This is a genomic window from Pseudomonas palmensis, from assembly GCF_017848315.1.
Taxonomy (GTDB): domain Bacteria; phylum Pseudomonadota; class Gammaproteobacteria; order Pseudomonadales; family Pseudomonadaceae; genus Aquipseudomonas; species Aquipseudomonas palmensis.
Window position 1 is genome coordinate 211,042 of sequence record NZ_JAFKEC010000001.1, and the last position, 11,921, is coordinate 222,962.

Sequence of the window (11,921 nt, forward strand, 5' to 3'; positions counted from 1 at the left end):
CGTGGCTGGCACACTAGCAGGTGGCATCGGTGCGGGACCGTGGCCTATTTTGGAGTCGAACATGAAAGACTGGCTGGACGAGATCAACTGGAACAGCGATGGCCTGGTACCGGCGATCGCCCAGGACCACAAGACCGGGCGCGTGCTGATGATGGCCTGGATGAACCGCGAGGCCCTGAGCCTGACTGCCGCCGAGCAGCGCGCCATCTACTGGTCGCGTTCGCGTGGCAAACTGTGGCGCAAGGGCGAAGAGTCCGGCCACGTGCAGAAGCTGCATGAAATGCGCCTGGACTGCGACGCCGACGTGATCATCCTGATGGTCGAGCAACTGGGCCACATCGCCTGCCATACCGGCCGTGAAAGCTGCTTCTACCGCGTGTACGAGAACGGCGCGTGGAAGACCGTCGACCCGGTACTCAAAGACCCGCATGCCATCTACAGCGCAGGACACTGACATGAGCGACACCCTGATCCGCCTGGCCGAAGTGCTCGAATCGCGCAAGGGCGCGGCCCCCGACACCTCGTACGTGGCCAGCCTGTACCACAAGGGCCTGAACAAGATCCTGGAAAAGGTCGGCGAGGAATCGGTCGAGACCATCATCGCCGCCAAGGACGCCGCCGTCAGTGGCGAATGCAGCGATGTCATCTACGAGACCGCCGACCTGTGGTTCCATAGCATGGTCATGCTCGCCGCCCTGGGCCAGCACCCGCAGGCCGTGCTGGACGAACTGGACCGCCGCTTCGGCCTGTCCGGGCACGACGAGAAGGCCGCCCGCCAGCCGTCGGCCTAACGAATTCAATCGAGGATTGCACCATGGGTATTTTTGACTGGAAACACTGGATCGTCCTGCTGGTGGTGGTTGTACTGGTGTTCGGTACCAAGAAACTGAAAAACCTGGGCAGCGACCTGGGCGAATCGATCAAGGGCTTCAAGAAGGCCATGAACGAAGAGGAAGACAAGCCGGAGCAGCCCACCGTACAGCCTGCCCAGCCGACCCCGCCGCCCGCCGCTGCACCGCTGAACCAGCCGCAGACCTTCGATGGTCAGGCGCACAAGGTCGAAGAGCCGACCAGGAAAGAGTGAACACATGTTCGGGATCAGCTTCAGTGAGTTGTTGCTTGTCGGCCTGGTGGCCCTGCTGGTGCTCGGCCCCGAGCGCCTGCCGGGCGCTGCACGTACCGCCGGGCTGTGGATCGGCCGACTGAAACGCAGCTTCAACGCGATCAAGAACGAGGTGGAGCGCGAGATCGGTGCCGACGATATCCGGCGTCAGCTGCACAACGAGCACATCCTCTCCATGGAGCAGGAAGCCCGGCGCATCCTCAACCCGCAATCGGTACAGCCCGATCCGGCGCACACCCCCGGCGCGGAGCCAGCCGCCACCGCCACCGAGGCTGCGCCGGCGCCTGCACCAGAACCTGTGACTGCACCGACACCTGCACCTGCACCTGCCGTCGAAGCAGCACCGCCCACCGAACCGACACAGCCGCCGCGAGCCCCATGAGCGAAATCCCGGAAAACGACCAGCCGATGCCGCTGGTCTCGCACCTTACCGAGCTGCGCACGCGCCTGTTGCGCTGCGTCGCGGTCATCTTCGTGATCTTCGCCGGCCTGTTCGCCTTCGCCCAGCAGATCTACACCCTGGTTTCGGCACCGTTGCGCGCCCACCTGCCGGCCAACGCCACGATGATCGCCACCGACGTGGCCTCGCCGTTCCTCACGCCATTCAAGCTGACCATGATCGTCTCGCTGTTCCTGGCGATCCCGGTGATCCTGCACCAGATCTGGGGGTTCATCGCCCCCGGCCTGTACCGCCATGAAAAACGCATCGCAGTGCCGTTGCTGGTGTCGAGCATCTTCCTGTTCTATGCCGGCATGGCCTTCGCGTACTTCCTGGTGTTCCCGCTGATCTTCGGTTTCTTCGCCAGCGCCACGCCCGAAGGCGTGTCGATGATGACCGACATCGCCAGCTACCTCGACTTCGTCATGACCCTGTTCTTCGCCTTCGGCGTGGCCTTCGAGATCCCGGTGGCGGTGATCCTGCTGGTGTGGATCGGCGTGGTCGACGTGAAGTACCTGAAGAAGATCCGCCCCTACGTCATCATCGGCTGCTTCGTGGTCGGCATGGTGCTGACCCCGCCGGACATCTTCTCGCAGACCCTGCTGGCCGTGCCGATGTGGTTGCTGTTCGAAGTCGGCGTGCTGTTCGGCGGGCTCATCCGCAAGCGCAGTGCCCCGGTGCAGGCCGACGAGCCTGACGACCAGCCGCCAGCCACCCAGCCGTGAACCTGCTGCTGCTCGAGGAGGCCGACTTCGTCGCGGCCGACCGTGTGGTGCTGGGCGACCGGCGCTTTACCCACATGCAGGAGATCCACCGCGTGGCGGTGGGCGACACCCTGCGCGTGGGACGCCTGGGGGGGCTGATGGGGCAGGCCGTGGTGCTGCGCCTGGAGGGCCATGAAGCCGAACTGTCGGTCGAGTTCACCCAGCCGCCGCCGGCCAAGCTGCCGCTGACCCTGGTGCTGGCCCTGCCGCGCCCGAAGATGCTGCGCCGGGTGTTCCAGACCGTGGCCACCATGGGCGTGGGCAAGCTCATCCTGGTCAACAGTTACCGGGTCGAGAAGAGCTTCTGGCAAACCCCCTTCCTGGAGCCTGCGGCGATACGCGAGCAACTGGTGCTGGGCCTGGAGCAGGCGCGCGACACCGTGCTGCCCGAGGTGGTGATCGAGAAGCGCTTCAAGCCCTTCGTCGAAGATCGCCTGCCAGCGATTGCCGAGGGTACACTGGGCCTGGTCGGCCACCCTGGCAACCACCCGCCCTGCCCGCGCGCATTGACCGAGCCGGTGACCCTGGCGATCGGCCCGGAAGGTGGCTGGATCCCGTATGAGGTCGAGCTGCTGGGCAAGGCCGGGCTGAACCCGGTACAGCTGGGCGAGCGCATCCTGCGCGTGGAGACGGCGGTCACCGCCCTGCTGGCGCGGTTGTTCTAGCACCGCGTCCGCTGCTGTGCGTAGGACCCGGCCTTGACGGCGACGCCTTTCACACACACCTTCAGTTTTGTGACCCCAGGCCGATGCATTGGCCACAGACCACGCATCCGCCCCCGCCTGACCGCAATGGAGTCACCCCATGTACCGTTGGTTCGCCCACCATCTGGGCAATTTTAGCGTCACGCTCAAACTCGGCATCGGCTTCGGCACCGTGTTGCTGCTGACCCTGCTGATCGCACTCACCGGCTGGCAGGGGCTCAACGGTGTCACCCAGCGCGGCGACACCCTGGGCGAGATTTCCAGGATTCACCAGATCACCCAGGACCTGCGCATCGCCCGCCAGACCTATGAGCACAAACGCGATGCCGCCAGCGCCGACGCGGTAGAAAACGCCCTGGTAGAGCTGGATCGCCAGCTCAAGAACGTGGAACAGCACATACCGCCCAGCGAAAACGGCGACCGCCTGCAACGCCAGAACGAGGCGGTTGCCCAGTACCAGCGCGCCTTCGCCGACCTCAAGCAGGCGGCCCAGGCCCGCGAGGCCAGCCGTGCGACCATGAGCAGCAGCGCGGAAAAGACCGCCGCATCGCTGGATCAGGTAGAGCGCGGGCTGCTGCAAGGCGGCGATATCCAGACCTTCAACAGCGCCGTGCAGGCCAAGGCGCTGATGCTGCAGGCCCGCTTCCACGTGCGTGGCTACATCTTCAGCGGGCAGGCCGAGCTACAGCAGACCGCCCTGCAGGCCATCGACCAGGCCCTGAGCGTCATCCGCAGCCTGCCGGCCAAGGTGCCGGCCGAGCATGCCGATGCCCTGGCCGCCGCCACCCAGGCGCTGGCCACCTACCGCAACGCGGTGGAGCAGTTCAGCCAGTCCCAGGCCGCCAATGACGCGGCCCTGCAGCACATGGCCGAACAGGGCACGCTGCTGATCGACCTGAGCCAGCAGATGAGCCGCAGCCTCACCCAGCTGCGCGACGACGAATCGCAGCACGCCCAGTCGATGCTGGCCCTGGCCACGGCGCTGGCGCTGTTCTTCGGCATCCTCGCCTCGTGGGCCATCACCCGCCAGATCGTCGTACCCCTGCGCCACACCCTCGGCGCCGTGGACCGCATCGCCAGCGGCGACCTGCGCCACGACCTGCGCGTGGAGCGCAGCGACGAACTCGGCCAGTTGCAGCACAGCATGCAGCGCATGACCGTGAACCTGCGCCAGCTGATCGGCGGTATCGGCGATGGTGTCACCCAGATCGCCAGCGCCGCCGAGCAGCTCTCGGCCGTCACCGAGCAGACCAGCGCCGGGGTCAACAATCAAAAGGTCGAGACCGACCAGGTGGCCACGGCCATGAACGAGATGGCCGCCACCGTGCAGGAAGTGGCGCGCAACGCCGAAGAGGCCTCGGAGGCGGCGCAGATGGCCGACCAGCAGGCCCGCGAAGGCGACCGCGTGGTGGGCGAGGCCATCGACCAGATCGAGCGCCTGGCCGCCGAGGTGGAACACTCCAGCGAAGCCATGGGTCAGCTCAAGGCCGAAAGCGCCAAGATCGGCAGCGTGCTCGACGTGATCAAGTCGGTGGCCCAGCAGACCAACCTGCTGGCCCTCAACGCCGCCATCGAGGCCGCTCGTGCCGGTGAGGCCGGGCGCGGTTTCGCGGTGGTTGCCGATGAAGTGCGCAGCCTGGCCCAGCGCACACAGCAATCGACCGAAGAGATCGAGGAGCTGATCGCCGGCCTGCAGAACGGCACCCAGCAGGTCGCCACGGTGATGGACAACAGCCGCAGCCTGACCGGCAGCAGCGTCGAGCTGACCCGTCGCGCCGGCACCTCGCTGGAAACCATTACCCGCACCGTGTCCTCGATCCAGGCCATGAACCAGCAGATCGCCGCCGCTGCCGAGCAGCAGAGCGCAGTGGCCGAAGAGATCAACCGCAGCGTGATGACGGTGCGCGATGTGTCCGACCAGACCAGCGCCGCCAGCGAAGAGACCGCCGCCTCCAGCGTCGAGCTGGCGCGCCTGGGCACCCACCTGCAGACCCTGGTCGCCCGCTTCAGCCTGTAACCCCCCGCCCTGCCGGCAGCGGCGTTGATCGCTGCCGGTGTCCGGCCCCCTGTGGCCGCCGAACAAATAGCGAAAAGTCCTACAGCGTTTGCAGGTCCAGACCTTGGCGCTCCAGCCGATGCGTTCGCATTGGCGCACCCACGGGTGCGTCTGAACCTCGTACCTGGAGAGCCACCATGCTTGTGACGATGAATCGGATGCTGGGCAACCTGAGCATTCAACTGAAACTGGCCCTGGGCTTTGCCCTGGTTCTGTTGCTGACGCTGGGTATCGCCCTGATCGGCTGGACCACCCTGGAAGACCTTGCCGACCGTAGCGACAAGCTCACCGACATCGGGGCGGTGAACAAGGAGATCCAGGATGTGCGCAACCAGCGGCTGGTCTACGAGCGCAACCTTGAGCCTGCCGTCGGCCAGCAGATGGACAAGGAACTGGACGACGTGGCCGAGCGCCTGGCCTACCTGCAGCAGCGCCTCAACGTGCCGGCCAACCTTGCCCGGGTACAACGCCAGGAAAACACCCTCGACCAGTACCGGCGCACCTTCGCCGAGCTGCAGACCACGGTGCAGGCGCGCCAGCAGGCACGCGACGCCCTGGGCAGCAGCGCCGAACGCGCGGTGGTGCTGCTGGCGCCAGTCGGGCAGGCCCTGCGCGAGCGTGCCGACTTCAGCGCCTACGCCAGCCTGGTGACGGTGGACCAGCAGATCCAGCAGGCCCGCTTTCACCTGCGCGGCTACACCTACAGCGGCCGCGCCGAATTCGAGGCACCGGCACTGGCCGCCATCGACCAGGCGGCCAGCCAGCTTGACGCACTGCCCGACAGGCTACCGAGCACCTATCGCGACACCTTGCGTGCCGCCGCGGGGGCACTGGCCGACTACCGCGCTGCCGTGCTCGACTTCAGCGCGGCGCGCAGCGCCAGCGACTCGGCCCTGCAGCACCTGGCACAGCTGGGCGACAGCCTGCTGGCGGTGAGCGACGAGCTGACCCAGTCGCAGACCGAGCTGGTCGACCAGCAGGCCCTGCAGGCACGCTACAACCTGGGCCTGGCGATCGCCGTTGCGCTGCTGCTGGGCATCGCGGCCGCGTGGGTGATCACCCGCCAGATCACCACGCCCCTGCAGCAGACCCTGCGCCTGGTCGAACGGGTGGCCGGCGGCGACCTGAGCCAGACCGTGGTGGCCGAGCGACGCGACGAGCTGGGCGAGCTGCAGCGTGCGATGCAGCGCATGACCGTGAGCCTGCGCGAGCTGGTCGGTGGCATCGGCGAGGGCGTGACCCAGATCGCCAGCGCCGCCGAGCAGCTCTCGGCCGTGACCGAGCAGACCAGCAGCGGGGTCAGCACGCAGAAGGTCGAAACCGACCAGGTGGCCACTGCCATGCATGAAATGGCCGCTACCGTGCAGGATGTGGCGCGCAATGCCGAGCAGGCCAGCGAGGCCGCCACCCTGGCCGACCAGCAGGCCGGCGAAGGCGATCGGGTGGTCAGCGAGGCCATCGACGAGATCGAGCGCCTGGCGGCGGCGGTCGACCACTCCGGCGAAGCCATGGCCCAGCTCAAGGCCGAAAGCGACAAGATCGGCAGCGTGCTCGACGTGATCAAGTCGGTAGCCCAGCAGACCAACCTGCTGGCGCTCAACGCGGCCATCGAGGCCGCCCGCGCCGGCGAGGCCGGGCGCGGCTTCGCCGTGGTCGCCGACGAGGTACGCGGCCTGGCCCGACGCACCCAGCAATCCACCGAAGAGATCGAAGGCCTGATCGCCGGCCTGCACCGCGGCACCTCCGAGGTCGCCGGGATTCTGGACAACAGCCGCGAGCTGACCCTGAGCAGCGTCGAGCTGACCCGGCGCGCCGGCACCTCGCTGGCCACCATCAGCACCACGGTGTCGTCGATCCAGGCGATGAACCAGCAGATTGCGGCCGCGGCCGAACAGCAAAGTGCAGTGGCCGAGGAAATCAACCGCAGCGTGATCAACGTGCGCGACGTGTCCGACCAGACCAGCGCCGCCAGCGAAGAGACCGCGGCCTCCAGCATCGAGCTGGCACGCCTGGGGGTTCAATTGCAGGCGCTGGTCGGGCGCTTCCAGCTCTAGGTGGAATTTTCCGCCTGCAAGATGGGAATTTTCCTACAGCATTTGCAGGTCCAGCTTGGCCTCCAGTGGCCGATGAGCACAGGTAGCTGCGCCCGACCCTATCCAGGCGCTACATCCCTCATTTCACTGGAGAACCGTCATGTTCGCACCTTTGTACCGGATGCTTGGCAACCTGAGCGTCAGGCTCAAGCTGGCCCTGGGATTTGCCAGCGTCCTGCTGCTGACGCTGGCGACCACCCTGGGCGGCTGGCATGCACTGAACGAATCCATCGACAGCTCGCAGCGCCTCACCCAGATTGCCGCGATCAACGACCTGAGCAAGGACCTGCGTGCCGAGCGCATCACCTACCGGGTGCTGGCGGACGACGAGAGCAGGCGCAGGATCAGCGCGACCCTGACCGAACTGGAGCGCCTGCTGCAGAGCATGCTGGGGCAGTTCGACGATGCGGCCGACCGCCAGGTGATCACGGCCAATCAGCAGGTGGTCGGCCAGTTCGTGCGCGACTTCGACACCTTGCAGCAGGCCGTCGGCACGCGCCATACGCACGAAACCGCCCTGCGTGAACAGGAGCAGCGCCTGCTCGACGGCATCGACACGCTGGAGCAGAAGACCCTGCTGGGCGAGCGCCAGGGCAGCGAACGGCAGGCCTCGGAGCAGCGCCTGTTCGCAACGCTTGCACGACACATCGAGACCGCCGGCCAGCAAAGCCGCGCCCCGGCCTATACCTTCAGCCCGCTGAGTGCCTTCGAGCAGGTGGGTGCCAGCGCGCTCGGCGCCGCCCAGGCCAGCCTGGCCGATCTGAGGCGCAACCTGCCGCCCAGCGACCTGCAGGCCACTACCGCCGCGCTCGCCAGCTATGTGCAGTTGCTGGACCGCTACCGCCAGGCCGCCATTGCGGTAGAGCAGCTTCAGGGCGGGCTGGAGACCATGGGCAACCAGCTGCGCGATGCCAGTCGCGTACTGACCCGACACCAGATCCAGCTGCGCGACGAAGAAGCCCTCGAGGCGCGCAGCATGCTCAGCGTCATCGCCTTGCTGGCGCTGGTACTCGGCAGCCTGGCCGCGTGGCTGATCACGCGCCAGATCACCGAACCGCTCAGACGCACCCTGCAAGCGGCGCAATGCATCGCCAAGGGCGACCTGCGCAGCGACCTGCGGGTATCACGCCAGGACGAGCTGGGGCAGTTGCAGAACAGCATGCAGCAGATGGCCCTGAGCCTGCGCGAGCTGATCGGTGGCATCGGCCAGGGCACCGGCCAGCTGACCGCTGCGGTGGGCGAGCTGTCGAGTGTCGCCGAGCGCACCCAGGTGATGACCGGCAACCAGAAGGACGAGACCGACCAGGTGGCCACCGCGATGAACGAGATGGCCGCCACGGTACTGGAGGTGGCGCGCAACGCCGAGTTCGCCTCGGCGGCAGCCACTGCCGCAGACAGCCAGGCGCGCGAAGGCAACCAGGTGGTCAACGACGCCATCGGGCAGATCGAGCAGTTGGCCAGCCAGGTGGAGGAGTCGATCCTGGCCATGCAGCAGCTGGCGCAGGAGAGCGAGCGTATCGGCAGCATCCTGGATGTGATCAAGTCGGTTTCGTCGCAGACCAACCTGCTGGCGCTCAATGCCGCCATCGAGGCAGCGCGGGCGGGCGAGGCCGGGCGTGGTTTTGCGGTGGTGGCCGATGAAGTGCGCGGCCTGGCCCAGCGTACCCAGCAGTCCACCGAGGAGATCGAGGAGCTGATCGGCAACCTGCACAGTGGTACGGCGCAGGTGGTGCACCTGCTCGACAGCAGCCGCGACCTGAGCCGCGACAGCGTCGAACTGAGCCGGCGGGCGGGCGCGGCGCTGGGGCAGATCACCGAGACAGTGTCGAGCATCCAGGGCATGAACCAGCAGATCGCCACGGCCAGTGAAGAGCAGAGCTCGGTGGCCGAGGAGATCAACCGCAATGTGATGACGGTGAGGGATATTGCCGATCAGACGACCACGGCGAGCCAGCAGACTGCGGCGTCGAGCGTGGAGCTGGCGCGGCTGGGGGGGCAGTTGCAGACGTTGGTCGGGCGGTTCAGCCTGTAACGGCCTCTTCGCCAGCACGGCTGATTCCTGCAGGTACGGCGAAACCCTGCAGGAGCCAGCCTTGCTGGCGAAGGCCACGCTGCGGTTACAGCACCTGGCGCAGGAACGCCTGGGCTCGTGGGTCCTTCGGCGCAGTGAAGAACGCCTCCGGTGGCGAATCTTCCAGCAACTTGCCGTGGTCGAAGAACAGCACGCGGTCCGCCACTTCCCGGGCAAAGCCCATTTCGTGGGTCACACAGACCATGGTCATGCCTTCCAGGGCCAGGGTCTTCATCACGTCCAGCACCTCGCCAACCATCTCCGGGTCCAGCGCCGAGGTCGGCTCGTCGAACAGCATCACCTTCGGCTCCATCGCCAGCGCACGGGCAATCGCCACGCGCTGCTGCTGGCCACCAGACAGGCGCGAGGGAAACTCGTTGGCCTTCTGCGCAATGCCCACCTTCTCCAGCAACGCACGCGCCTTGGCCTCACGCTCGGCCTTGCCACGCTTGCGCACCACCTTCTGCGCCAGGCACAGGTTCTCCAGCACGGTCATGTGCGGGAACAGGTTGAAGTGCTGGAACACCATGCCGACTTCACGCCGATAGGCATTCACGTCGGTCTTCGGGTCGGCCAGTTGCAGGCCGTCGATGGCCACGGTGCCCTCGTCGAAGGTTTCCAGGCCGTTGAGGCAGCGCAGGAAGGTCGATTTGCCCGAGCCCGACGGGCCCAGCACCACCAGCACTTCGCCCTTGGCCACGTCGGTACTGACGTGATCCACCGCACGCACCACCTGCCCACGGGTGTCGAAGACTTTTACCAGGTCACGGACTTCAATCACTTTGCGCAAGCCTCCGCTCGAGCCGGCTGGCGAAATGCGACAGCGGCAGGTTGATCAGCAGGTACAGCCCGGCGACGCAGAACCAGATCTCGAACGTGGAGAACGAGGTGGTGATCGCCTCGCGGCCACTCTTGGTCAGTTCGGTGATGGCGATCACCGACACCAGCGAGGTGTCCTTGACCAGGCTGATGAACTGCCCGGCCAGCGGCGGCAGCACGCGCTTGAACGCCTGCGGCAATACCACGTGGCGCATCGACTGGCCGGCGCTCAGGCCCAGCGAACGGGCCGCCTCGCCCTGGCCGCGGGCAATCGACTGCACCCCGGCGCGCACGATCTCGGCGACATAGGCGCCGGTGAACAGCGCCAGTGCCGCCACCCCGGCAAACTCGCGGGACAGGTTGAGCACGGTGCCGATGAAGAAGTAGAAGATGAAGATCTGCACCAGCAGCGGCGTGCCGCGCACCAGCTCCACATACACCGTCGACAGGTCGCGCAGGGTCGGGTTGCTGGACAGCCGGCACAGGCCGGCGAACAGGCCGATCACCAACCCCAGCACCCCCGCCGCCACCGAGATCCACAAGGTGGTGAACAGGCCCCAGGCCAGCGGCCCGGCGGCCCACTGGTGAGTCACGCCGATCAGGTCGCCCTCGGCCACGTCGTCGCCACGGTCCATCTGCAGGCTGGCCTGCTCGACGTTCAGCACCTGTTCGGCGCCGCTCTCGTCACGCAAGGTGACGCGGGCCATGTCGCCCTTGCGCTCGATCGCCTCGATCACGCCGTTTTCGGCGGCGCGCTGGGCAACTTCGGCCTGATAGGCAAAGTACTGCGGCACGCGGTTCCAGCGCCACTCGTAGGAGATCACCGAGGTTGCGTAATACAGGCTCAGCGCCAGGCCGATCAGGACCAGCGCCGTCAGCCCATGCCAGGGCCACTGGGCTTTCTTGTGTTTGATCACGGGGGTACTTCCGTAAAAGCGAACGCGCAGGGCCAGCCTGCGCGTCGGGTTTCGAACCGGGCGTGGGGCCGCGGCCTTATTCCATGTCCTTCAGCCAGGCGGTGTCCTTGAACCACTTGTCGTGGATTCGATCGTAGGTGCCGTCGTGCTTGATCTGGTGCAGGAAGTTGTTGATGAAGTTCAGGCTGTCGTAGTCGCCCTTCTTCAGGCCGAAGGCCAGCGGTTCGAAGGTGAACGGCTCGTCGAGGAACAGCAGCTTGCCGGCGCCGGCCTTGTTCACTGCCACCACGTTGTACGGGGCGTCGTAGACGAAGGCGTCGGCCTTGCCGTTGACCACGTCCATCACCGCTTCCTGCTCGTTGTCGTAGCCGTGGTACTTGGCCTTGCCGATCAGCTTCTTGGCGACCATTTCACCGGTGGTGCCGAGCTTGGAAGTCAGGCGGTACTTCTCGTTGTTCAGGTCCTTGTAGGTCTTGATCTCGCCGGCCAGCTCCTTGCGGATCAGCAGGGTCTGACCGACCACGATGAAGGGTTCGCTGAAGTTGAGCTTGAGGTTGCGCTCCTGGGTCAGGGTCATGCCGCTGCCGATCATGTCGAACTTGTCGGTCATCAGGGCCGGGATGATGCCGTCGTAGGCGGTGGAGACGGTTTCCAGCTTGACGCCCATGGACTTGGCCATGGCCTTGAGGATATCGACTTCGAAGCCGATGATCTCGCCACGCTTGTTGGTCATCTGGAACGGCATGTAGGTAGGGTCCATGCCTACGCGCAAGGTGCCGCGCTTGACCGCGTCATCGATGGCGCCGGCTGCCTGTGCAGCGTTCACCGTCATCAGTGCCGCGACGCCGATCATCAGCATCGACAGATACTTTTTCATCATCACCAGATCCCCCAGCAGGAAAACTTCGAGTTTTATTATCGGGGGGGATGCTAAC

General features: G+C 66.1%; 12 protein-coding genes and 1 pseudogene. 10 read left to right on the forward strand and 3 right to left on the reverse strand.

Going from position 1 to position 11,921, the window contains the following annotated elements:
* Positions 1-61 precede the first annotated feature (61 nt).
* The 10 genes and pseudogenes from hisI to JZZ72_RS00990 all read left to right on the forward strand — a co-directional run bounded on the left by hisI (position 62) and on the right by JZZ72_RS00990 (position 9,211).
* Complete coding sequence (gene hisI / locus JZZ72_RS00950; RefSeq protein WP_043862161.1) at positions 62-454, forward strand: phosphoribosyl-AMP cyclohydrolase; 393 nt, start codon at positions 62-64, stop codon at positions 452-454.
* A 1-nt stretch (position 455) separates the two neighbouring features.
* Complete coding sequence (locus JZZ72_RS00955; protein ID WP_043862162.1) at positions 456-791, forward strand: phosphoribosyl-ATP diphosphatase; 336 nt, start codon at positions 456-458, stop codon at positions 789-791.
* A gap of 23 nt (positions 792-814) precedes the next feature.
* Positions 815-1,084 carry a twin-arginine translocase TatA/TatE family subunit gene (locus tag JZZ72_RS00960; RefSeq protein WP_043862163.1) on the forward strand — a complete coding sequence of 90 codons (270 nt, stop codon included), beginning with the start codon at positions 815-817 and terminating at the stop codon, positions 1,082-1,084.
* A 4-nt stretch (positions 1,085-1,088) separates the two neighbouring features.
* Positions 1,089-1,505: a Sec-independent protein translocase protein TatB gene (gene tatB, locus JZZ72_RS00965; protein ID WP_043862164.1), complete on the forward strand. Its 417-nt coding sequence runs from the start codon at positions 1,089-1,091 to the stop codon at positions 1,503-1,505.
* Positions 1,502-2,287 carry a twin-arginine translocase subunit TatC gene (tatC, locus tag JZZ72_RS00970; RefSeq protein WP_043862165.1) on the forward strand — a complete coding sequence of 262 codons (786 nt, stop codon included), beginning with the start codon at positions 1,502-1,504 and terminating at the stop codon, positions 2,285-2,287. The genes tatB and tatC overlap by 4 nt, the downstream gene beginning before the upstream one ends.
* A complete protein-coding gene (locus tag JZZ72_RS00975; protein WP_043862166.1) occupies positions 2,284-2,991 on the forward strand; it encodes a 16S rRNA (uracil(1498)-N(3))-methyltransferase in 708 nt (235 codons plus the stop codon). The genes tatC and JZZ72_RS00975 overlap by 4 nt, the downstream gene beginning before the upstream one ends.
* A 139-nt stretch (positions 2,992-3,130) precedes the next feature.
* Positions 3,131-4,192, forward strand: a pseudogene (locus tag JZZ72_RS28165) (methyl-accepting chemotaxis protein); the annotation flags it as partial.
* A 141-nt stretch (positions 4,193-4,333) separates the two neighbouring features.
* Positions 4,334-5,047, forward strand: coding sequence for a methyl-accepting chemotaxis protein (locus JZZ72_RS28170; protein ID WP_404940724.1), 714 nt, complete (start codon positions 4,334-4,336; stop codon positions 5,045-5,047).
* Between the two features lie 176 nt (positions 5,048-5,223).
* A complete protein-coding gene (locus JZZ72_RS00985) occupies positions 5,224-7,140 on the forward strand; it encodes a HAMP domain-containing methyl-accepting chemotaxis protein (RefSeq protein ID WP_210013902.1) in 1,917 nt (638 codons plus the stop codon).
* 139 nt (positions 7,141-7,279) lie between these two features.
* A complete protein-coding gene (locus JZZ72_RS00990) occupies positions 7,280-9,211 on the forward strand; it encodes a methyl-accepting chemotaxis protein (protein ID WP_210013903.1) in 1,932 nt (643 codons plus the stop codon).
* An 85-nt stretch (positions 9,212-9,296) separates the two neighbouring features.
* Here JZZ72_RS00990 and JZZ72_RS00995 read toward each other — a convergent pair whose 3' ends face one another.
* From JZZ72_RS00995 to JZZ72_RS01005, 3 genes are all read right to left on the reverse strand, one after another.
* On the reverse strand, positions 9,297-10,031 hold the full coding sequence (locus JZZ72_RS00995) for an amino acid ABC transporter ATP-binding protein (protein ID WP_043862229.1): 735 nt from the start codon (positions 10,029-10,031) through the stop codon (positions 9,297-9,299).
* The gene (locus tag JZZ72_RS01000) at positions 10,024-10,986 is read right to left on the reverse strand and encodes an amino acid ABC transporter permease (protein ID WP_043862170.1); all 963 of its coding nucleotides are present in this window, start codon (positions 10,984-10,986) and stop codon (positions 10,024-10,026) included. The genes JZZ72_RS00995 and JZZ72_RS01000 overlap by 8 nt, the downstream gene beginning before the upstream one ends.
* Before the next feature lie 76 nt (positions 10,987-11,062).
* Positions 11,063-11,863, reverse strand: coding sequence for a transporter substrate-binding domain-containing protein (locus JZZ72_RS01005; RefSeq protein ID WP_043862230.1), 801 nt, complete (start codon positions 11,861-11,863; stop codon positions 11,063-11,065).
* Between the last annotated feature and the right edge of the window lie 58 nt (positions 11,864-11,921).

What these genes read in the sequence shown, in the direction of transcription:
- hisI (WP_043862161.1), top strand. Translation starts at nt 62, where the DNA reads ATGAAAGACTGGCTGGACGAGATCAACTGGAACAGCGATGGCCTGGTA.
- JZZ72_RS00955 (WP_043862162.1), top strand. Translation starts at nt 456, where the DNA reads ATGAGCGACACCCTGATCCGCCTGGCCGAAGTGCTCGAATCGCGCAAG.
- JZZ72_RS00960 (WP_043862163.1), top strand. Translation starts at nt 815, where the DNA reads ATGGGTATTTTTGACTGGAAACACTGGATCGTCCTGCTGGTGGTGGTT.
- tatB (WP_043862164.1), top strand. Translation starts at nt 1,089, where the DNA reads ATGTTCGGGATCAGCTTCAGTGAGTTGTTGCTTGTCGGCCTGGTGGCC.
- tatC (WP_043862165.1), top strand. Translation starts at nt 1,502, where the DNA reads ATGAGCGAAATCCCGGAAAACGACCAGCCGATGCCGCTGGTCTCGCAC.
- JZZ72_RS28170 (WP_404940724.1), top strand. Translation starts at nt 4,334, where the DNA reads ATGAACGAGATGGCCGCCACCGTGCAGGAAGTGGCGCGCAACGCCGAA.
- JZZ72_RS00985 (WP_210013902.1), top strand. Translation starts at nt 5,224, where the DNA reads ATGCTTGTGACGATGAATCGGATGCTGGGCAACCTGAGCATTCAACTG.
- JZZ72_RS00990 (WP_210013903.1), top strand. Translation starts at nt 7,280, where the DNA reads ATGTTCGCACCTTTGTACCGGATGCTTGGCAACCTGAGCGTCAGGCTC.
- JZZ72_RS01005 (WP_043862230.1), bottom strand. Translation starts at nt 11,863, where the DNA reads ATGAAAAAGTATCTGTCGATGCTGATGATCGGCGTCGCGGCACTGATG.